Genomic DNA, 21,175 nt, shown 5'->3' with positions numbered 1-21,175 from the left:
CCGTGGTGAGCACCAAGGGCTTAACGCGAAGTGACAGGAATCTGCTTGAACTCGCCCGTGGCAATCTTCTTTTGCCATTCGGCCGGGCCGGTGATGTGGGCGCTGGTGCCACCCGAATCCACAGCCACGGTGACGGGCATGTCGACCACGTCAAATTCGTAAATCGCTTCCATGCCCAGGTCTTCAAAGCCCACGACCTTGGCGGCCTTGATGGCCTTGGACACCAGGTAGGCGGCGCCCCCCACGGCCATCAGGTAAGCGCTTTTGTGTTTCTTGATCGCCTCAATGGCGACCGGGCCGCGCTCGGCCTTGCCGACCATGCTGATCAGGCCGGTTTGCGCCAGCATCATCTCGGTAAAGCCGTCCATACGTGTGGCGGTGGTGGGGCCGGCGGGGCCGACGGCTTCGCCCTTAATCGGGTCTACGGGGCCGACGTAGTAGATGACGCGGTTGGTGAAGTCCACCGGTAGTTTTTCGCCTTTGGCCAGCATTTGCTGGATGCGCTTGTGCGCAGCATCGCGGCCGGTCAGCATCTTCCCGTTCAAGAGCAGGGTCTGGCCGGGTTTCCAGCTCGCTACTTCGTCTTTGGTCAGCGTGTTCAGGTCCACCTTTTTGCTTTGCTGGTAGTCGGGGGTCCAATTGACGTTGGGCCACAAGTCCAGCGAGGGCGGAGTCAGGTAGACCGGTCCGCTGCCGTCCATTACAAAGTGCGCGTGGCGGGTGGCCGCGCAGTTGGGGATCATGGCGATGGGCTTGCTGGCGGCGTGGGTGGGGTACATCTTGATTTTGACGTCCAGCACCGTGGTCAGGCCGCCCAAGCCCTGGGCGCCAATGCCCAGTGCGTTGACTTTTTCAAACAACTCCAGGCGGAGTTTTTCAACGTTGTCGAGTTCTGCACCGGAGGCTTGTTTGGCCTGCAACTCGTACATGTCCAGATCGTCCATCAGGCTTTCCTTGGCCATCAGCACGGCTTTCTCGGCGGTGCCGCCAATGCCGATGCCCAGCATGCCGGGCGGGCACCAGCCCGCGCCCATGGTGGGCACAGTTTTCAAGACCCAGTCGACCACGTTGTCGCCGGGGTTGAGCATGTACATCTTGGATTTGTTTTCAGAGCCGCCGCCCTTGGCGGCCACGGTCACTTCCACGGTGTTGCCGGGCACGATCTCGGTAAAGATCACTGCGGGCGTGTTGTCCTTGGTGTTCTTGCGCAGGAATTCGGGGTCAGCGACGACCGAAGCGCGCAGCGTGTTGTCGGGGTGGTTGTAGCCTTGGCGCACGCCTTCGTTGACGGCGTCGTCCAAGCTGCCGGTAAAGCCTTCCCAGCGCACGTCCATACCCACTTTGAGGAACACGTTGACGATGCCGGTGTCCTGGCAGATGGGGCGGTGGCCGGTGGCGCTCATCTTGCTGTTGGTCAGGATCTGCGCGATGGCGTCCTTGGCCGCGGCGCTTTGCTCACGCTCGTAGGCGCGGGCTAGGTGGGCGATGTAGTCGGCGGGGTGGTAGTAACTGATGTACTGCAGCGCAGCGGAGATGGATTCGATCAGGTCGGCTTGGCGGATGGAGGTCGTCATGGCGGTGGGCGGTGAGGGCAATCCCCTTGGGCGGGGTATTGCTTTGATTGAGGGCTATGCTGAAAATCTTCCAACCGCTATTTTGACAGGTCAGCCCTGCCAAGCCTTCCATGCGTCTTACAAGCCCTACCCGCACCGAACGTGACACCTTTGGTCCCATTGAGGTGCCCGCCGACCGGCTGTGGGGCGCACAAACCCAGCGCTCGCTGCAAAACTTCGACATTTCGGGCGAGCGCCAGCCCACCGAGATCATCCGCGCACTGGCGCAAACCAAGCGCAGCGCGGCGCGGGTCAACCACGCGCTGGGTTTGCAGGATGCGACCAAGACCCAGGCCATCATGGCCGCGGCGGATGAGGTGATAGCCGGCCAACACCCGGATGAATTTCCGCTGGTGGTCTGGCAAACCGGCTCGGGCACGCAGACCAATATGAATGTGAACGAGGTGCTGGCCAACCGCGCCAGCGAGCTGTTGGGCCGCCCGCGCGGGGAAGGGCGGCTGGTGCACCCCAACGACGATGTGAACCGCAGCCAGTCCAGCAACGATGTGTACCCCTCTGCCATGCACGTGGCGGCGGTGGACGCGATCACGCACCGGCTGCTGCCCGCTATCGCCAAGCTGCGTGCGACGCTGGCGCAGAAGTCTGCCGACTTTGACGACATCGTGAAGATTGGCCGTACCCATTTGCAGGACGCCACGCCGCTCACACTGGGTCAGGAGTTCTCAGGCTATGTGGCGCAGCTCAGGCATGGCGAGGCCCATGTGCGCGCCGCGTTGCCCCACCTGTGTGAACTGGCGCTGGGCGGCACGGCCGTGGGCACGGGTCTGAATGCACCCAAGGGGTATGCCGAGCAGGTGGCTGCCGAGTTGGCCGCACTTACTGGCCTGCCGTTTGTCACCGCGCCGAACAAGTTTGAGGCGCTGGCCAGCATGGATGCGCTGGTGCATGCGCATGGCGCGCTCAAAACGCTGGCCGCCAGCCTGATGAAGATTGCCAACGACGTGCGCTGGCTGGCCAGCGGCCCGCGCAGCGGCATTGGCGAGCTGAGCATTCCTGAGAACGAGCCAGGCTCCAGCATCATGCCGGGCAAGGTGAACCCTACGCAGAGCGAGGCTTTGACCATGCTGGCGGCCCAGGTCTTTGGCAATGATGTGGCCATCAACTTTGGTGGCGCGTCGGGCAACTTTGAGCTCAATGTGTTCCGCCCCCTGGTGGCGCACAACTTTTTGCAAAGCGTGCGCCTGCTGGCGGATGGCATGGTCAGTTTCAACGACCACTGCGCCGTGGGCATTGAGCCCAACCGCGAACGTATCGCCGAGCTGGTGGGTCGCTCGCTGATGCTGGTAACCGCCCTGAACCCGCACATTGGCTACGACAAGGCGGCCGCCATTGCCAAAAAGGCGCACAAGGAGGGCAGCAGCCTGCGTGACGCGGCGGTGGCCAGCGGCTACCTGACGGCGGAACAGTTTGACCAGTGGGTGGTGCCCGCGGACATGACGGGGCGTTGAGTTGGTGCGCTGCTTGCTATTGAATTAATAGCTGTTTGCGCAATATCCACGGGGGCTAGATGCCGATTTGGCTTGTATTTAGTGGCCGGAGGCCGTTGCCCCGGTTTTGGCGCCCATTTGTAAGCTTTCAGCCAGTCAGTGGCTTGTAAGTGCAGACTACGACAGTCCGGGCAGTTTTGATACGTTCGAGGAGACAAAAATATGAGTACATCCACATCGGCCATGGAATCCCTGTTGGTTGAAAACCGCGTGTTCCCCCCCAGCGAGGCCATGGTCAAGGCCGCCCGCGTGTCTGGCATGGAGGGCTACAACGCCCTGTGTGCCGAGGCTGACAAAGACTTTGAAGGTTTCTGGGCCCGCCTGGCGCGTGAAAACGTGGTCTGGAACAAACCCTTCACCCGCACGCTGGACGAATCCAACGCGCCGTTTTACCAATGGTTTGACGATGGCGAACTTAACGCCTCCGCCAACTGCCTGGACAAACACATCGGCACGCCGACCGAAAACAAGGTGGCTGTGATTTTTGAAGCCGACGACGGCACGGTGACCAAAACCACCTACAAGGAGCTGCTGGCCCGCGTGAGCCAGTTTGCCAACGCGCTCAAGGCCGATGGCGTGAAAAAGGGTGACCGCGTGTTGGTCTACATGCCCATGACGCTCGAAGGCGTGATCGCTATGCAAGCCTGCGCCCGCATTGGCGCCACGCACAGCGTGGTGTTTGGCGGTTTCTCGGCCAAGGCCTTGCAAGAACGCATCATTGACGCCGGTGCCGTGGCCGTGATCACCAGCAACTACCAGATGCGTGGCGGCAAAGAGCTGCCCCTGAAAGCCATTGTGGACGAGGGCTTGGGTTTGGGTGGCTGCGACACCATCAAGACTGTGTATGTCTTCCAGCGCACCAAGACCGCCTGCAACATGGTGGCCGGCCGCGACAAAACCTTTGACGAAGCGCTGGCTGGCAAAAGCACCGAGTGCGCACCCGTGCCCGTGGGCGCGGAGCACCCGCTCTTCATCCTTTACACCTCGGGCTCCACTGGCAAGCCCAAGGGCGTGCAGCATTCCACCGGCGGCTATCTGCTGTGGGCCAAGCTCACGATGGACTGGACCTTTGACTTGAAGCCCGCTGATGTGTTCTGGTGCACCGCCGACATCGGCTGGATTACCGGCCACACCTATGTGGCCTATGGCCCCTTGGCCGCAGGCGCCACACAAATCATTTTTGAAGGCGTGCCAACCTTCCCGAACGCAGGCCGCTTCTGGCAGATGATCGAGCGCCACAAGTGCAGCATCTTCTACACCGCACCCACCGCCATCCGTTCGTTGATCAAGGCCGCGGAAAGCGATGCTGCCGTACATCCCGACCGGTCTGATTTGAGCAGCCTGCGTATCCTGGGTTCGGTGGGTGAGCCCATCAACCCAGAAGCGTGGATGTGGTATTACAAAAACGTGGGCCATGAGAACTGCCCCATCGTGGACACCTTCTGGCAAACCGAAACCGGCGGCCACATGATGACGCCGCTGCCCGGCGCCACACCGCTGGTGCCCGGCAGCTGCACGTTGCCCCTGCCCGGCATCATGGCCGCCATCGTGGACGAGGTGGGCAATGACATTGCCAATGGCACCGGCGGCATTTTGGTTGTCAAGCGCCCCTGGCCGTCGATGATCCGCACCATCTGGAACGACCCCGAGCGTTTCAAGAAAGCCTACTTCCCTGAAGAGATGGGCGGCAAGTTGTACCTGGCCGGTGACGGTGCCGTGCGCAGCGCCGACCGTGGCTACTTCCGTATCACTGGTCGTATTGATGACGTGCTCAACGTGTCGGGCCACCGCATGGGCACGATGGAAATTGAATCTGCGCTGGTCTCCAAAACCGACCTCGTGGCCGAAGCCGCCGTAGTGGGCCGCCCGGATGATTTGACGGGTGAAGCCATCTGTGCGTTTGTGGTGCTCAAGCGTCCTATGCCCAAGGGCGATGAGGCGAAGGCGATTGCCAAAGAGCTGCGTGATTGGGTGGCCAAAGAGATTGGCCCGATTGCCAAGCCCAAGGACATCCGTTTTGGCGAGAACCTGCCCAAGACGCGCTCCGGCAAGATCATGCGCCGTCTGCTGCGTTCGCTGGCCAAGGGGGAGGCCGTGACACAAGACACGTCCACACTGGAAAATCCGGCCATCTTGGATCAACTAGGCCAGGCCTACTAAAAGATCGTTGGGGCGATTTATATCGCCCCAAATAAAAAGCCGCAGCACTTGCGTGTTGCGGCTTTTTCCGTTGGCGGCCGGCTTTGGCAAGCGGGCCGTTGTCTCCTCGGGGCTTATTTGGTGGCCAGTATCCAGGTTGCCAGTTTTTTGGCATCGGCTTCGTTCACCTGGGCGTTGGCGGGCATGGGCACCGCGCCCCACACACCACTGCCGCCCTTGATGATTTTGGTGGCCAGCTTGTCCACGGCGGTCTTGTCGCCTTTGTATTTGGCCGCCACGTCCTTGTAGGCAGGGCCCACCAGCTTCTTGTCCACGGCATGGCAGGCCATGCAGTTTTTGGAAGTGGCCAGCGCCAGGTCTGCAAAGGCGGGTGCAGCGGACAAGAGGGCGCTTGCGCCCAGTGCCAAGGTGATCAGGGATTTTTTCATCGAGACCTCGTGGGTTGGTTTACAGTGCTTCAACGCCATTGTAGTAACAGCGGTTGACGCCACCCTTGCGCTGGCGCAACCCAGCAGGAGAGAGTCATGTATTTTTTGGGAATCGGTTTGGTGCTCTTGGCGCTGAAATACCTGGAAGTGGACCCCGTGGCCGCCTGGTCGTGGTGGCTGGTGCTCACGCCGTTTGGTCTGGCCGTGGCCTGGTGGTCCTGGGCCGATAGCTCGGGGTACACCAAACGCAAGGCCATGGAACGTGAAAACGCACGCAAGCAGGCGCGCATTGACAACAACCGCAAGGCCATTGGCACGCTGGGGAGCAAAAAGCGACGTTGATGGTCGGGTGAACGTATTGCCCCATAAAAAAAGCGCCGCATTGCGGCGCTTTTTTGTTGGTGGCAGGGCATAAGCCCTGCAACGGATCAGTAATTGTCCAACACGGCACCCTTGCTGGCGCTGGAGGCATTAAACGCAAACTTGGCCTGCACACCGCGGTTGTAGCGCGGCGTAGGGGCCGTCCACGCCGCGCGGCGCTTGGCAATCTCGGCCTCCGGTACGTTCAGCTCCAGAATCAGCTGGCGGGAATCGATGGTGATGGAGTCACCCTCCTGCACCAGCGCGATCACACCACCGGCTGCGGCTTCGGGCGCCACGTGGCCCACCACCATGCCCCAGGTACCGCCGGAGAAGCGGCCATCGGTGATCAGCCCCACGCTTTCGCCCAGGCCTTGACCAATCAAGGCGCCGGTGGGCGCCAGCATCTCTGGCATGCCGGGGCCGCCCTTGGGGCCCAGGTAGCGCAGCACCATCACATCGCCCGGAACAATCTTGTTGTCCAAGATAGCTTTGAGTGCGGACTGTTCGTCTTCAAACACCCGGGCCGGGCCGGTCATCACCGGGTTCTTCAGGCCGGTGATCTTGGCGACCGCGCCTTCGGGGCTCAGGTTGCCCTTCAGGATCGCCAAGTGGCCTTGTTTGTACATGGGGTTGTTGATGGGGCGGATCACGTCCTGGTCGGCGCGTGGCACATCGGGAATGTCCTTCAGCACTTCGGCCACGGTCTGGCCGGTGATGGTGATGCAGTCACCGTGCAGCAGACCCGCGGCCAGTAGCGTCTTCATCACTTGCGGAATACCACCGGCGCGGTGCAGGTCCACGGCCAGGTACTTGCCGGAGGGCTTCAGATCGCACAGCACGGGCGTCTTCACGCGCACACGTTCAAAGTCGTCAATGGTCCAGTCCACGCCGGCGGCGTGGGCGATGGCCAAAAAGTGCAGCACGGCGTTGGTGGAGCCACCAGTCGCCATGATCACGGCCACGGCGTTTTCGATGGACTTTTTGGTGACGATGTCGCGGGGCTTCAGGTCCTTCTTGATGGCTTCGACCAGCACCTTGGCAGATTCCTTGGCCGAGTTCATTTTCTCGTCGTGCGGGTTGGCCATGGTGCTGGAGTAGATCAGCGAAATGCCCAGCGCCTCAAAGGCCGACGACATGGTGTTGGCCGTGTACATGCCGCCGCAGGAGCCCGTGCCGGGGATGGCGCGGCGTTCGATCTGCAGCAGGTCTTCGTCGCTCATGCGGCCGGCGGCGTTTTCGCCCACGGCTTCAAACACGCTGACGATGTTCAGGTCTTTGCCCTTGTAGGTGCCGGGCAGGATGGTGCCGCCGTACACATAGATGGCGGGTACGTTGGCGCGCAGCATGCCCATCAGGCCGCCGGGCATGTTCTTGTCGCAGCCACCGACCACGACCACACCGTCCATCCACTGGCCCTGTACACAGGTCTCAATACAGTCTGAAATCACTTCACGGCTCACCAGGCTGTACTTCATGCCTTCGGTGCCCATGGCCATGCCGTCGGAAATGGTGGGTGTACCAAACACTTGCGCGTTGCCACCGGCTTCTTCAATGCCGGCAATGGCCGCATCCGCCAGCTTTTGCAGGCCGCTGTTGCAAGGGGTGATGGTGCTATGGCCGTTGGCCACGCCGACCATGGGTTTCTTGAAGTCGCCTTCTTCGTAACCCATCGCGTAGTACATGGAGCGATTCGGTGCGCGGCTCTTGCCTTCGGTGATGTTTTTGCTGCGGGGGTTCAGGACGATGGGTTTGGTGGTCATGGTGTCTCTCTCGGGATGCCAGGCTGGCGTTGTTCAAAAAGCTGGGCGGAGTATGCCCGCTGTCGGTGATTCGTTCCAATCCATTTTTCAAGGTGTATTAATATGTTTTTCATATGAGTAAACCCCATGCATCCACCCCCTGGATAGAACTGCGCTTGTGGCGCCAGTTCGTCACCGTGGCCGAAGAGCTGCACTTTGGCCGCGCGGCCCTGCGCCTGCACATGACACAGCCGCCACTCACGCAGGCGATTGCCCAGCTGGAGCGCAGCCTGGGCCTGCCTCTGTTCGCGCGCACCAAGCGCAGCGTGCAACTCACGCCCCAGGGCCTGGCCTTGTTGCCGCAGGCGCAGGAACTGCTGCAGCGTGCCCAAGGGCTGGTGGTGCAGGCACGCGCGCTGGCGGTAGGGGAGTCGGGGCGACTGCGGTTGGCATTTGTATCCACCGTGGGGTTCTCGCTGCTGCCGCAGTGGGTGATGGCGTTCCGCCAGGAGTTTCCCGGCGTGCAGCTCGACCTGGTGGAGGCCACGGGTGATGTGCAGCTGCAGTTGTTGAAGTCTGACGAGGTGGACGCGGGCTTTGTGCTGCACGCCAGTGGTTTTGCCACCGCAGGCCTGCAGCGCCTGACGGTGGCGCAGGAGCCGCTGGTGCTGGCTTTGCCCGAATCGCACCCGTTGGCGAAGCGCAAGACGCTGCGCCTGCAGGACGTCTGGGCCCAGCCGCTGGTGACCTTTCCGAGGCGCATCGTGCCCTCGTTGTTTGATGCCATCTTCGGCATGTACCACGACGCGGGCAAGTTGCCCGTGGTGGCGCAAGAGGCAATCCAGATGCAGACCATTGTGAATCTGGTATCTGCAGGGCTGGGTGTGGCTTGGGTGCCGGCTAGCGTGCAACAGTTCCAGCGGCCGGGCGTGGTCTACCGCAGCGTAGTGGGCGCAGTCCCGGGTTGCGAGACCAGCCTGGTCTGGCAGCGCAGCAGTCCGGCCCTGGAGCGGTTCATGGCCTTTCACGATATTGCCCATGCCTCCAACGGGCACAATGCGGCCCATGCTGATCCATCCCCAAATTGACCCCGTTGCCCTGCAACTCGGCCCTGTGGCCGTGCACTGGTATGGCCTGACCTACCTGGCAGCCTTTGCGCTGTTCATGTTTCTGGGCAGCCGCCGGCTGCGCCACGCGCCGTTCAACACGCTGACCGGCCCGCAGGCCTGGTCGTTCAAGGATGTGGAAGACATCCTGTTCCTGGGCGTCATGGGTGTGGTGCTGGGTGGGCGTATTGGTTATTGCCTGTTCTACAAGCCTGGCTACTACGCCACGCATCCGCTGGAAGTGTTGTACGTCTGGCAGGGCGGCATGAGTTTCCACGGCGGAATGTTGGGCGTGATTGCCTCCATGGTCTGGTTTGCGCGGTCTCGCGGCCGCTCGTTCTGGCAGGTGGCGGACTTTGTGGCGCCGTGTGTGCCCACCGGCTTGGCAGCCGGGCGTTTGGGCAACTTCATGAACGGCGAGCTGTGGGGCCGCGTGGCTGACCCTTCGTTGCCCTGGGGCATGGTGTTCCGCGGCGCGGGCGATGCACCACGCCACCCCTCGCAGGTCTACCAGTTCCTTCTGGAAGGGCTGTTGTTGTTTGTGCTGCTCTGGTGGTACGCCAGTACACCACGCAAGCAGGGGCAGGTGGCGGCGGTCTTTTTGTTTGGCTACGGCGTGTTCCGCTTCATTGCTGAATTTTTCCGCGAACCCGATGCACACCTGGGCCTGCTGAGCTTGGGCATGAGCATGGGCCAGTGGCTCTGCGTGCCGATGATCGTGGCCGGTGCTTTGTTGTGGCGTTGGGCTGGTCGCCGCACCGCAGCATCCTGATCACACGCTAGGGTAAGTCCCCATGCCCGGACCACGTCAGGGCTCTTTACGGCGTTCAGGTAATTACCCATAATTACGCAAAATTATGGTCAATTGATTCCCTCACCCATCCACCATGCGCCTGGTCCACAACTCCTTGCACGATGAAGTCGCCGATGGCCTGCGTGCGCGGATCTTCGAGGGGCTGCTGGCGCCGGGCAGTTTTATTGACGAAGCAGCGTTGTGCACCGAGCTGGCGATCTCCCGCACGCCGTTGCGCGAGGCGCTCAAGGTGCTGGCGGCCGAGGGCTTGGTGCGCCACGAGCCGCGCCGCGGCAGCTTTGTGAACCAGGTGACCGAGCAGGACCTGGATGACATCTTCCCCGTGATCGCGCTGCTGGAAGGCCGTTGCGCGCTGGAGGCCACGCGCAACGCGACGGATGCCGACATTGCCGCGCTGGAAACGCTGCACACCAGCCTGCAGCAGCACGCTGCGGCCAAACGCATCACCGACTACTACGCGGTTAACTTTCAAATCCACGAGGCCATCATCACCCTGGCCAACAACCGCTGGTTGGCCCAGGTGATTGCTGATCTGCGCAAGATCTTGAAGTTGGCCCGCCTGCAGCAGCTGCACGCTCCGGGCCGGCTGGAGCAAAGCCTGAGTGAACATCTGGCGGTGTTTGCCGCCATCAAGGCGCGCGACGGCGAAGCTGCCGACGCCGCCATGCGCACCCATTTGCTGCGCCAGCGCGAAGCGCTGCGTGAACTCTCCCGTACCCAAAAAAGCAGGCTGCTCGCATGAATCAAGACTCGTGGATCAACCGCAATGTGGCACGGCTCATGCCCAAGAGTTCCAAGCCAAAAGAGGCTGTAGCGCCCGCGGATTCTGCGCAAGCAGCTCCTAAAAACGTAGCAAATGGCGCGACAGGTGCCGCAAATGCCAAAGCCCCCGGGGGCCAGCGCAGCACCCGGGCGCGCCTGCAGGCCACCTTGCGCCACACCGGCGAGGCGCTGTCGCCACGCATGTTGCGCCGCACGCTGCAAGAGCTGCAGGCCGTGATTGACGACCGCGTGAGCGAGGTGGAGGGTGGGCGCCGCGCCGCCGCGCTGATGGCCTGGTACGAGGGGGCTACACCGGCCCGCCGCCAGGACATGTGGCTGCTGATGAGCGAAATGTTTGTCGCCGATGCCGAGAAGGTGAAAGCCGCGCAGGCCAAGTTTGCCGCCGCGCTGGGCACCCCGGACGAAGCCGCGGCCGAGGTGCACTACCGCCGCGCCACCGTGTCGCCGCGCCGGCGTGTGCTGCAGCGCTTCAGCGCCGACGCCACCGGCATCCGTTTTCTGGTGAACCTGCGGGCCGAGATGCAACCCGCACTTAAGGGCGACAAACGCCTGCAGGCGCTGGATGTGGAGATGGAATACATGTTCTCCACCTGGTTTGACGTGGGCTTTCTGGAGCTACGCCGCATCAGCTGGGACTCACCGGCCTCGCTGGTGGAAAAACTCATCCGTTACGAAGCGGTGCACGACATCAAGAGCTGGGCCGATGTGAAGAACCGGCTGGATTCGGACCGCCGTTGTTACGGCTTCTTCCACCCGCGCCTGCCCGATGAGCCGCTGATTTTTGTGGAAGTGGCGCTGGTTGATGCGCTGGCCGACAGCATCACGCCGCTGCTCGACGAATCGGCCGATGCCTCGGACCTGGGTGCGGCTACCACGGCCATTTTTTACTCCATCAGCAACACGCAGGAGGGGTTGCGTGGCGTGAGTTTTGGCGACTCGTTGATCAAACGGGTGGTGGAAACACTCAAAGCCGAATTCCCCAAGCTCAGGACCTTTGCCACGCTGTCGCCGATTCCGGGTTTTCGCTCCTGGTTGGGTAAAAACGCGACCGGTTTGCTGGAGCGGCTGGACGCCAAGAGCCGTCAGGAGCTGGGGCGTGCTGTCGGTTATGAGCCGGTCACGGCGGCGCATTTTCTGGCCGCAGCCGAATCGCCGCTGGCACTCAAACCCGCTTCGCCCGTGTGCCAGATGCTGCTGCGTTGTGCGGCGCATTACCTGGGGCAAGAGACCGTGCAGGGCCGCCCGCTCGATGCGGTGGCGCGTTTTCACCTGGGCAATGGCGCCCGCGTGGAGCGCCTCAACTGGGCCAGCGACCCCTCGGCCAAAGGGCTCAAGCAATCGTATGGCCTGATGGTCAATTACCTCTACGATCTCAAACGTTTGGACAAACACCGCGAGTTGTTGTCCCAGGGCAAGATTCCGGTGGCACCGGCCATCAGTGAGTTGTTTTTTTAGCGAGCTGTTTTTTCAGTGTGATTCAGTGTTTTACAGATAACAAACAGGAGACAAACATGACCCGATTCCCCACCCCTGGCGGCACAAGCCGCCGCAGCCTTCTCACCACCGGTGCCGCTGCGGCCGCCGCCTGGGCGCTGTCGCCCCTGGCCGCGCTGGCCCAGGCCAAGTGGCCTGCCAAGCCCGTGGGCCTGGTGGTGCCGTTCCCGGCCGGTGGGGGCACCGATGCGTTTGCGCGCCCCATGGCAGCCCAGTTTGCCAAACTCACCGGCACCCAGCTGGTGATTGACAACCGCGGCGGCGCCGGCGGCACGCTGGGCGCCAGCATTGCGTCCAAGGCCGCACCCGATGGGTACACCCTGTTCATGGGCGCGGTGCACCACGCCATTGCCCCCAGCATGTACCCCAAGCTGGACTACGACATCCAGAAAGACTTCATTCCCCTGGCGCTGGTGGCCAACGTGCCGCAGGTGCTGGTGGTGAACCCGAAAAACGTGCCCGGCGACTTCAAGGCGTTTCTGGCGCAGGTGAAAGCCAACCCCGGCAAGATGAACTACGGCTCGGCCGGCGGCGGCACCTCGCACCACCTGGCGGGCGAGCTGTTCAAGCAGCAGACCAGCACCTTCATCACCCACATTCCCTACCGCGGTGCAGGCCCCGCGCTGCAAGACCTGATGGCGGGCAGCGTGGACATGATGTTTGATGGCCTGGGGTCATCCGCCGCCCACATCAAGGGTGGACGTATCAAGGCGCTCATGGTGTCGGGCACCAAACGCAGCCCGGCATTCCCTGATGTGCCTTGCGCGGCCGAGCTGGGTCTGCCCGACTACACGGTGACCACCTGGTACGGCCTGTGGGCGCCCAAGGGCACACCGGCCGATGTGCAGGCGCGCATTGTGGAAGAGGTGAACCGCCTGGCCGCGGCCGACGAAATCAAGACCAGCTGGGCCAACAACGGGGCCGAGTTTGGCAAGCTCACGCCCGCACAGTTCGGCACCTTTGTGGCCGCCGAAGTGAAACGCTGGGCCGCGGTGGTGAAAGCGTCTGGCGCCAAGCTGGACTAAGACAGAGACAGACCTACGCAGGACAAGGCAAGCATGGCAGGAAGCATCCAGGTTACGCATGGCACGGGTGAAGGGCAGGGCGTGGTCAGCATTACGCTGTCCCACCCTGGCAAGTTCAACGCCATGTCGCGTGCCATGTGGCGTGAGCTCAAAACCGTGTTCACCGCCCTGCAGACTGACCCCGAGGCGCGCTGCGTGCTGCTGCGCGGGGAGGGCGGCCACTTCTGCGCGGGTGGCGACATTGCCGAGTACCCCAGCTTCCGTTTCAACGAGGCCGCGCTGCGCCAGTTCCACGAGGACGAGGTGTGGGGCGGCCTGCAGGCGATGCTGGACTGCGATGTGCCCATCGTTGCGCAGATTGAAGGCAACTGCATGGGCGCGGGCGTAGAGATTGCCAGCTGCTGCGACCTGCGCGTGGCAGGCCAGTCAGCCCGCTTTGGCGCGCCGATTGCGCGGCTGGGTTTTCCCATGGCGCCGCGTGAAGCCGCTCTGGTGACGCAGGCTGCGGGCGGCACGGTAGCGCGTGCCATGTTGCTGGCGGCCGAAGTGTTCGAGGCCCCGGCCATGCTGGCGCGCGGCTTCCTCCTGCAGGTATTGAATGATGCCGAGGTGGCCACACACAGCCAGGCCCTGGCGCAGCGTGTGGCCAGCCTGGCCCCACAGGCCGCACGTTTGAACAAACAAACCCTGCGCGCACTTCAAGCATCAAATCGGCCTCTAGCCCTCTTAGATACTGCGCAAGCAGCTACTGATTCGATAGCGGACCTGACGGCTACGGCCTATGCCTATGCCGACAGCGCTGAGCACCGCGAAGGCATAACCGCCTTTCTGGCTAAGCGCCGTCCGCAGTTTTAATCCCGATATCCGAGACCCGACCATGGCCACCAAAATCGAGAACGCCAACCTGTTTGCCGCCTTGCGCGCTGCATTTCCTGCCGACCTGAGTGCTTGCGCCGTCGAGACCGACGCCGGCCTGCAGTACAGCTGGCAAGACCTGGACCAGGCCACCGCCATGATGGCCAACCTGTTTGAATTTCTGGAGCTGCCCAAGGGCGCGCGCATTGCCGTGCAGGTCGAAAAATCGGTGGAGGCGCTGGTGCTGTACCTAGCCACGCTGCGCGCCGGCCTGGTTTACCTGCCGCTCAACACCGCCTACCAAAGCGCCGAGATGGCCTACTTCATCGAAGACGCCAAGCCGGCCGTGGTGGTGTGCAGCGGGCGCAACTTTGGCTGGCTCAGCAAGATGGCCTTTCTGGCCGGCACCAGCCATGTGTTCACGCTGAACGACGACCGCACCGGCTCGCTGCTGGACCGCGCCACCCAGTTCCCCACCACCCACACCATCGCGCAGCGCGGGCCCGATGACCTGGCCGCCATCATCTACACCAGTGGCACCACCGGCCGCAGCAAGGGCGCGATGCTGAGCCACGGCAACCTGCTGAGCAATGCCCGTGTGCTGCAGACCTACTGGGACTGGAAACCCGGCGACGTGCTGATCCACGCGCTGCCCATCTTCCATGTGCATGGCCTGTTTGTGGCCATCCACGGCGCGCTCATCAACGGCAGCAAGATGGTCTGGTGTGCCAAGTTTGACCCCAAGGTTGTGTTGCAGCACCTGCCGCGCGCTACCGTGTTCATGGGCGTGCCCACGTTGTATGTGCGCCTGCTGGCCGAAGCGGGGCTGACCGCCCAGGTGACGAAAAACATGCGTCTGTTTGTCTCCGGCTCCGCGCCCATGCTGGTGGACACCCACCACCAGTGGCAGGCCCGCACCGGCCACACGATTCTGGAACGCTACGGCATGTCCGAGACCGTGATGCTGACCTCCAACCCCGGCCGTGCTTCGGATGGCCAACGTGTGGTGGGCAGTGTGGGCAAACCCCTGCCGGGCGTGCAGCTGCGCGTGCGCGGCGAGGCGGGTAAAGACCTGCCCCAGGGCGAAACCGGTGGCATCGAGGTGCGTGGCCCCAATGTGTTTCTGGGCTACTGGCAGATGCCCGAGAAAACCGCACAAGAGTTCACGGCGGACGGCTTTTTCAAAACTGGCGACGTGGGCCAGGTGGATGCCAAGGGTTACGTGACCATCGTCGGCCGCAGCAAGGACCTGATCATCAGCGGCGGCTACAACGTCTACCCGGCCGAGATCGAGGGCTACATCAACAACCTGCCCGGCGTGGCCGAGAGCGCGGTGGTGGGTGTGCCCGATGCCGACTTTGGCGAGGTGGGCGTAGCCGTCATTGTGCCGCTGGCTGGTGCCACGGTCGACCCCGCACAAGTGATTGCCACGCTGAAATCCATGCTGGCCAACTTCAAGGTGCCCAAGCGCTGCGTGGTGGTGGCCGAGCTGCCGCGCAATGCCATGGGCAAAGTGCAGAAGAACCTGTTGCGGGAGCAATACCGCCCGGCTTAACCGTCGCTTGACATGTGTCGGCTACAGTAGACCGGTCTTTGTCATATTTTGGTCATGCAGCACGTACTCATCGTTGACGATACCCCCGCCACCCTGGCTCTGTTGAGCGAGCTGGTGGAAAAACTGGGGGACTGCCGGGCCATCCCGTTTGCCAGTCCGGATGAGGCATTGGCCTGGGGCGAGCGCAAAGCTGTCGATCTGGTGATCGTGGACTACACCATGGCAGGCATGGATGGGCTGGAGTTCATCCGCCGGTTTCGCCGGATTCCGGGCTGCGACATTGCACCCATCATGATGGTCACTGCCAACGACCAGAAGCCGGTGCGCTACCGTGCGCTGGATGCCGGGGCCAACGACTTCATGGCCAAACCGGTGGACAAGGTGGAGTTTCTGGCGCGTGCCAAGAACCTGCTGATTCTGAGTGACGCGCGTACCAAGCTGGCCGACCGCGCCGCCTGGCTGGCAGACGAGGTGCAGAAAGCCACGGCCGAGATTTTGGCGCGCGAACGCGACACCGTCATGCGCCTGTCGCGCGCTGCCGAGTTCCGCGACCCTGAAACCGGCGCCCACATCTCACGCATGGCGCATTACTCCCGATTGATTGCCAAAGGGCTGGGCCTTACCGAGGCCGAACAAGACCTGCTGCTGGAAGCAGCGCCCATGCACGACCTGGGCAAGGTGGGCATTGCCGACAACATCCTGCTCAAGCCCGGCCGCCTGACGGAGGCCGAATTCATCATCATGAAGCAGCATGCGATGTATGGCTACGAGCTCTTGCAGGGCAGTGCGTCCCGCGTGTTGCAGACCGGTGCCGAGATCGCACTGGGCCACCATGAGAAGTTTGACGGTAGCGGTTACCCCCAAGGGCTCAAGGGCGAGACCATCCCGCTGTTCAGCCGCATCGTGGCGGTTGCTGATGTGTTTGACGCACTGACCTCCGAGCGGCCTTACAAAAAAGCCTGGACGCTGGAGGAGGCGGTGGACTTTCTCACCGCTGGCTCCGGCACCCACTTCGACCCCCGCTGTGTGCAGAGCTTTCTCAACGCCTGGGACGATGTGTTGGCGGTGCGCGACCTGCACGCGGATGCAGGCGAATCAAAGCTGCTCTCTATTTTGTAGCTGCTTGCGCAGCATCTACGGGGGCTAGAGCCCGATTTACTTCAAAATCAGCACGGGAATCGGGGCGTGCGTCAACACGTGCTGTGTCTCGCTGCCCAGCAGCAGGCGTTTGATGCCCTTGCGCCCGTGCGAGGCCATGACCACCAGGTCACATTGGTGCTTCTTGGCGGCGGCCAAGATGGCATCGGACACCACATCGGAACGCACCACCACGGCCTTGGCCTCAATGCCTTTGGCGGCCGCGGCTTTTTTTACCGCATCAACCACGGCCTGCCCGGCGTCGCCCCAGGTCTTTTCGACCTGCTTGACCTCTGCGGGCGCTAGCGCAATACCGCCTTCAAAGTAGGACTGCGGGTAGCGTGGCACCACCTTCAGCGCCACCAGCTCGGCATTGCACAGTTTGGCCAAGGCAATGGCGCTGTTCACGGCTTTTTTGGAGAGAGCGCTGCCATCGGTGGGAACAAGAATACGCTGGTACATAAGGACTCCTTGTGACTTGGAAGCTTTCAGATTACGCTCTCCGCCACCGCATGGCTTGATCTGCATCAAGCTTTCCACGCATCAGACTGGGCACACTCCCTACCATGATTGCTGCAACGCTGGCTTCCACTGCGCCCATGCCCCACCCGGTGGCGGCATTGGCCTTGCTGGACGACCCGCAGGAGTGGAGCAGCTTCAGCCATGCGGACCGCCACGACCCCGCCCAGTGGGAGTCGAGCGTGGTGATTGAAGGCATGCACTGCGCAGCCTGCTCCCTGACGGTAGAAGACGCCTTGCGCCAGGTGCCGGGCGTACTCAGCGCCCAGGTCAGCGCCGCCAGCCAGCGTGCCCGTGTGGTCTGGTCATCGGCGGTGGTGCAGCCCTCGCGCTGGATGCAAGCGGTGCAACAGGCCGGTTACCGCGCGGTGCCCGCCAACGATGTGTTTGCCAGCGAGCGCCGCCGCAAAGCCGCACGCCAGGCGCTGTGGCGCTGGCTGGTGGCGGGCCTGTGCATGATGCAGGTGATGATGTACGCATGGCCGGCCTACGTGGCCCAGCCCGGCGATTTGACCGGCGAGATGGAGCAACTGCTGCGCTGGGCGTCCTGGGTGCTTACGCTGCCGGTGATCCTGTTTTCTTGCGGCCCGTTTTTCAAAAGTGCGCTGCGTGATGTGGCGCAACTGCGCATCAGCATGGACCTGCCGGTGGCGCTGGGCATGGTGATCACCTTTGTGGTCAGCACCGCGGGCACCTTTGACCCCCAGGGCATTTTTGGGCGCGAGGTGTATTTCGACTCGCTCACCATGTTCGTTTTCTTTTTGCTCACTGGCCGCTGGCTGGAGCTGCGCCTGCGCGACCGCACCGCCGGCGCGCTGGAGGCGCTGATGAACCGCCTGCCCGACAGCGTGGAACGCCGCACGGCGCAGGGCGACTTTGAGCGCGTGGCCGTGCGCCGCTTGCAGGCGGGTGACCTGGTGCGCGTGCAGCCCGGCGAAGCCTTTGCGGCCGATGGGGTGGTGGAGCAGGGCAGCACCCTGGTGGACGAGGCGCTGCTCAGCGGTGAATCGCACCCGCTCCCACGCGCGGTGGGCGCCGCTGTGGTGGCGGGCAGCCACAACCTGCTGGCCACCGTGTTGGTGCGGCTCACCCAGGTGGGGGCCGCCACGCGTTTTGCCCAGATCGTGGCGCTGATGGAGAGTGCCTCCACCACCAAACCACGTAGCGCCTTGCTGGCCGACCGCCTGGCCAAACCTTTTTTGCTGGCCGTGCTGGCGAGTGCGGCGCTGGCCTGTGCCTGGTGGTGGCCGCAGAACCCGGGCCATGCACTCATGGTGGCCGTGGCCGTGCTGGTGGTGACTTGCCCCTGCGCCCTGTCACTGGCCACACCGGCGGCCATGCTGGCGGCTGCGGGCAGCCTGGCACGCGCGGGCCTCTTGGTGCGCAACCTGCCCAGCCTGGAGGCGCTGGCCGCGGTAGACACGGTGGTGTTTGACAAGACCGGTACGCTGACACGTGACGCCATGGCCCTGCAGGCGGTGCAGGCCCGCGCGGGTGTGTCGCGCAGCGATGCCCTGGCCATGGCTGCCGCGCTGGCCCAGCATTCTTTGCACCCGGCTTCCAAAGCCTTGGTGCGTGCGGCCAGCCAAGAAGAGGGGCTGGTGGCCTGGGCCTGCACCGCAGTGCAAGAGTCCGCCGGGCAGGGCGTGGCGGGGCAGGTGCAGAGCGCCGGGGGTGCGGGGCTGCTGGGGGGCGCCATGCGCCTGGGTTCAGCCCGTTTTTGCCAGCTGGCCGCCAACGACGAGTTACCAGACGGGTTGTGTGTGCACCTGGCCGACGCCCAGGGCTGGCTGGCCACCTTTGTGTTGCAGGAAGACATGCGGCCCGAAGTGCCTGCTGTGGTGGCGGCCCTGCAGGCGCAGGGGGTGCAGGTGCACCTGCTCTCTGGCGACCGGCCCGAAGCTGTGCTGCAGGTGGCTGCCCAGGCCGGCATTTCGCAGGCGCTGGGCGGCTGCTCGCCAGCCGACAAGCTGGCCTATTTGCAGCGCCTGCAAGCCCAGGGCCACACCGTGGCCATGGTGGGTGACGGGCTCAACGACGGCCCAGTGCTGGCCGGGGCCCATGTGTCGTTTGCGTTTGGCCAAGCCGTGCCGCTGGCCCAGGCGCAGTCGGACCTGGTGGTGCTGGGCGGCAGCCTGGATGCGGTGGTACTGGCGGTGCAACTGGCGCGCAAGACCCAGCGCATCGTGCGGCAAAACCTGTGGTGGGCATTGGCCTACAACGCGGCCTGTGTGCCGCTGGCGGTGGCGGGCTACCTGCCAGCGTGGCTGGCGGGTTTGGGCATGGCTTGCAGCTCCTTGCTGGTGGTCCTCAACGCCTTGCGCCTGGCCCGTACACCGCGCACTGCGCCACTGCAACCTTCGGAGGTCTGATGGACATTCTGTATTTGCTGATTCCTTTGTCCGTGGTGTTGGTCTTCTTCATCCTGGGCGGGTTGTGGTGGGCCATCGACCGCGGGCAGTTCGAGGACATCGAGTCCGAGGGTGAGCGCATCTTGCGTGACGAGGTGTGAGCCCCCACGCTCCGGCGCTGAAACCACGTTTTATTTAGTCCGCAGTTGACATGGGTCAACCCGGGCCGGTGAGGGCGGGAAGACACTCGGTAGCAGTAATCCAAGAAGAGGTAACTATGGCATTTTCAAATCAACAGGCGACGGTTTACAACGATACCGTTGTGCGCCAGTTCGCCATCATGACCGTGGTGTGGGGCGTGGTCGGCATGCTGGTGGGCGTGATCATCGCCGCCCAGCTGGCCTGGCCCGAGCTCAACTTCGGCATCCCGTGGCTGTCGTATGGGCGCTTGCGTCCCTTGCATACCAATGCAGTCATTTTTGCCTTTGGTGGCTGTGGCTTGTTTGCCTCGGCCTACTACGTGGTGCAGCGCACCTGCCAAGTGCGCCTGTTTGGCGACAAGCTGGCCGCCTTCACGTTTTGGGGCTGGCAACTGGTGATCTTGGCAGCCGCTGTTTCACTGCCGCTGGGCTACACCCAAGGCAAGGAATATGCGGAGCTGGAGTGGCCCATCGACATCCTGATCACGCTGGTGTGGGTGTCGTTTGCGGTGGTGTTTTTTGGCACCGTGGGCACACGCAAGGTTAAACACATCTACGTGGCGAACTGGTTCTTTGGTGCCTTCATCCTGGCCGTGGCCATCCTGCACCTGGTTAACGGTGCTGCCATTCCCGCAGGCTGGATGAAAAGTTACTCCGCCTACGCTGGCGTGCAGGATGCCATGGTCCAGTGGTGGTACGGCCACAACGCGGTGGGCTTTTTCCTGACCGCGGGTTTCCTGGGCATGATGTATTACTTCATCCCCAAGCAGGCAGGCCGCCCGGTCTACAGCTACCGCCTGTCCATCGTCCACTTCTGGGCGTTGATCTTCACCTACATGTGGGCCGGTCCCCACCACCTGCACTACACCGCCTTGCCTGACTGGACCCAGTCCGTCGGTATGGTGTTCTCCCTCATCCTGCTGGCACCTAGCTGGGGCGGCATGATCAACGGCATCATGACGCTGAGCGGTGCCTGGCACAAGCTGCGTGACGACCCCATCCTGCGTTTCCTGATCGTGTCCTTGTCCTTCTACGGCATGTCCACCTTCGAAGGGCCCATGATGTCCATCAAGACCGTGAACGCCTTGAGCCACTACACCGACTGGACCGTGGGCCACGTGCACTCCGGCGCTTTGGGTTGGGTGGGCTTGGTAACCATGGGTTCCATGTACTACCTGATTCCGCGCCTGTTTGGCCAGAAGCAGATGTTCAGTGTCAAAGCCATCGAGCTGCATTTCTGGGTGGCCACCATCGGCATCGTGATTTACATCGCCGCCATGTGGATTGCCGGTGTGATGCAGGGCCTGATGTGGCGGGCCATCAACCCCGATGGCACCTTGACCTACACCTTTGTGGAGTCGGTGAAAGCCACCTATCCCTTCTATGTATTGCGCCTGCTCGGCGGCCTGCTCTACCTGAGCGGCATGCTGATCATGCTGTGGAACACCCTCAAGACGGCCACTGCAGGGCGCGCCAGCACCGTGACCATTCCTGCTGCCGTTGCCCACGCCTAAGGAGAACAAGA

Annotated in this window: 18 protein-coding genes; 14 read left to right on the top strand and 4 right to left on the bottom strand. The window is 62.9% G+C overall.

Annotated elements, in window-relative coordinates:
* Positions 1-20: 20 nt before the first annotated feature.
* A complete protein-coding gene (locus C5F53_RS01845) occupies positions 21-1,574 on the bottom strand; it encodes a fumarate hydratase (RefSeq protein ID WP_105259623.1) in 1,554 nt (517 codons plus the stop codon).
* A 110-nt stretch (positions 1,575-1,684) separates the two neighbouring features.
* Here C5F53_RS01845 and fumC point away from each other — a divergent pair, with 110 nt between their 5' ends.
* The gene (fumC, locus tag C5F53_RS01840; RefSeq protein ID WP_105259622.1) at positions 1,685-3,082 is read left to right on the top strand and encodes a class II fumarate hydratase; all 1,398 of its coding nucleotides are present in this window, start codon (positions 1,685-1,687) and stop codon (positions 3,080-3,082) included.
* Positions 3,083-3,283: 201 nt separating this feature from the next.
* On the top strand, positions 3,284-5,281 hold the full coding sequence (acs, locus tag C5F53_RS01835) for an acetate--CoA ligase (RefSeq protein ID WP_105259621.1): 1,998 nt from the start codon (positions 3,284-3,286) through the stop codon (positions 5,279-5,281).
* Positions 5,282-5,394: 113 nt separating this feature from the next.
* Here acs and C5F53_RS01830 read toward each other — a convergent pair whose 3' ends face one another.
* Positions 5,395-5,709 (bottom strand): c-type cytochrome, encoded by a 315-nt coding sequence (locus tag C5F53_RS01830; RefSeq protein WP_105259620.1) that lies wholly within the window; start codon positions 5,707-5,709, stop codon positions 5,395-5,397.
* A 96-nt stretch (positions 5,710-5,805) separates the two neighbouring features.
* Here C5F53_RS01830 and C5F53_RS01825 point away from each other — a divergent pair, with 96 nt between their 5' ends.
* On the top strand, positions 5,806-6,051 hold the full coding sequence (locus C5F53_RS01825) for a TIGR04438 family Trp-rich protein (RefSeq protein WP_105259619.1): 246 nt from the start codon (positions 5,806-5,808) through the stop codon (positions 6,049-6,051).
* A gap of 86 nt (positions 6,052-6,137) precedes the next feature.
* On the opposite strand, the gene ilvD is transcribed toward C5F53_RS01825, so the two are convergent.
* The gene (ilvD, locus tag C5F53_RS01820; RefSeq protein ID WP_105259618.1) at positions 6,138-7,832 is read right to left on the bottom strand and encodes a dihydroxy-acid dehydratase; all 1,695 of its coding nucleotides are present in this window, start codon (positions 7,830-7,832) and stop codon (positions 6,138-6,140) included.
* A gap of 113 nt (positions 7,833-7,945) precedes the next feature.
* Here ilvD and C5F53_RS01815 point away from each other — a divergent pair, with 113 nt between their 5' ends.
* The 8 genes from C5F53_RS01815 to C5F53_RS01780 all read left to right on the top strand — a co-directional run bounded on the left by C5F53_RS01815 (position 7,946) and on the right by C5F53_RS01780 (position 16,562).
* Positions 7,946-8,899 (top strand): LysR family transcriptional regulator, encoded by a 954-nt coding sequence (locus C5F53_RS01815; protein WP_105259617.1) that lies wholly within the window; start codon positions 7,946-7,948, stop codon positions 8,897-8,899.
* Positions 8,877-9,689, top strand: a complete 813-nt coding sequence (gene lgt / locus C5F53_RS01810) for a prolipoprotein diacylglyceryl transferase (RefSeq protein WP_105260363.1) — start codon at positions 8,877-8,879, stop codon at positions 9,687-9,689. The genes C5F53_RS01815 and lgt overlap by 23 nt, the downstream gene beginning before the upstream one ends.
* 115 nt (positions 9,690-9,804) lie before the next feature.
* Entirely contained in the window at positions 9,805-10,473 is a 669-nt protein-coding gene (locus tag C5F53_RS01805; protein WP_105259616.1) for a GntR family transcriptional regulator, read from the top strand.
* Entirely contained in the window at positions 10,470-11,969 is a 1,500-nt protein-coding gene (locus C5F53_RS01800) for a malonyl-CoA decarboxylase domain-containing protein (RefSeq protein WP_105259615.1), read from the top strand. The genes C5F53_RS01805 and C5F53_RS01800 overlap by 4 nt, the downstream gene beginning before the upstream one ends.
* Before the next feature lie 56 nt (positions 11,970-12,025).
* Positions 12,026-13,033, top strand: coding sequence for a tripartite tricarboxylate transporter substrate binding protein (locus C5F53_RS01795; protein WP_105259614.1), 1,008 nt, complete (start codon positions 12,026-12,028; stop codon positions 13,031-13,033).
* 33 nt (positions 13,034-13,066) lie between these two features.
* Positions 13,067-13,888: an enoyl-CoA hydratase/isomerase family protein gene (locus C5F53_RS01790; RefSeq protein WP_105259613.1), complete on the top strand. Its 822-nt coding sequence runs from the start codon at positions 13,067-13,069 to the stop codon at positions 13,886-13,888.
* Positions 13,889-13,910: 22 nt separating this feature from the next.
* Complete coding sequence (locus tag C5F53_RS01785; RefSeq protein ID WP_201740771.1) at positions 13,911-15,443, top strand: malonyl-CoA synthase; 1,533 nt, start codon at positions 13,911-13,913, stop codon at positions 15,441-15,443.
* A 54-nt stretch (positions 15,444-15,497) separates the two neighbouring features.
* Complete coding sequence (locus tag C5F53_RS01780; protein ID WP_105259612.1) at positions 15,498-16,562, top strand: HD domain-containing phosphohydrolase; 1,065 nt, start codon at positions 15,498-15,500, stop codon at positions 16,560-16,562.
* A 36-nt stretch (positions 16,563-16,598) separates the two neighbouring features.
* Here C5F53_RS01780 and C5F53_RS01775 read toward each other — a convergent pair whose 3' ends face one another.
* Complete coding sequence (locus tag C5F53_RS01775; protein ID WP_105259611.1) at positions 16,599-17,042, bottom strand: universal stress protein; 444 nt, start codon at positions 17,040-17,042, stop codon at positions 16,599-16,601.
* 104 nt (positions 17,043-17,146) lie between these two features.
* Between C5F53_RS01775 and C5F53_RS01770 the strand changes: the two genes are divergently transcribed.
* The 3 genes from C5F53_RS01770 (at position 17,147) to ccoN (ending at position 21,164) form a co-directional block, all read left to right on the top strand.
* A complete protein-coding gene (locus C5F53_RS01770) occupies positions 17,147-19,471 on the top strand; it encodes a cation-translocating P-type ATPase (RefSeq protein WP_105259610.1) in 2,325 nt (774 codons plus the stop codon).
* On the top strand, positions 19,471-19,611 hold the full coding sequence (gene ccoS, locus C5F53_RS01765; protein WP_105259609.1) for a cbb3-type cytochrome oxidase assembly protein CcoS: 141 nt from the start codon (positions 19,471-19,473) through the stop codon (positions 19,609-19,611). Before C5F53_RS01770 ends, ccoS begins: the two co-directional genes overlap by 1 nt.
* A gap of 116 nt (positions 19,612-19,727) precedes the next feature.
* Entirely contained in the window at positions 19,728-21,164 is a 1,437-nt protein-coding gene (ccoN, locus tag C5F53_RS01760; RefSeq protein WP_105259608.1) for a cytochrome-c oxidase, cbb3-type subunit I, read from the top strand.
* Positions 21,165-21,175: the final 11 nt, after the last annotated feature.

Origin of the sequence: Rhodoferax sp. TS-BS-61-7, from assembly GCF_002943465.1 — a bacterium.
In the GTDB taxonomy this organism is placed as follows: Bacteria; Pseudomonadota; Gammaproteobacteria; order Burkholderiales; family Burkholderiaceae_C; genus Allorhodoferax.
The sequence above is the reverse complement of the archived record's forward strand: the minus strand, read 5'-3'. Positions and strand labels throughout refer to the sequence as shown.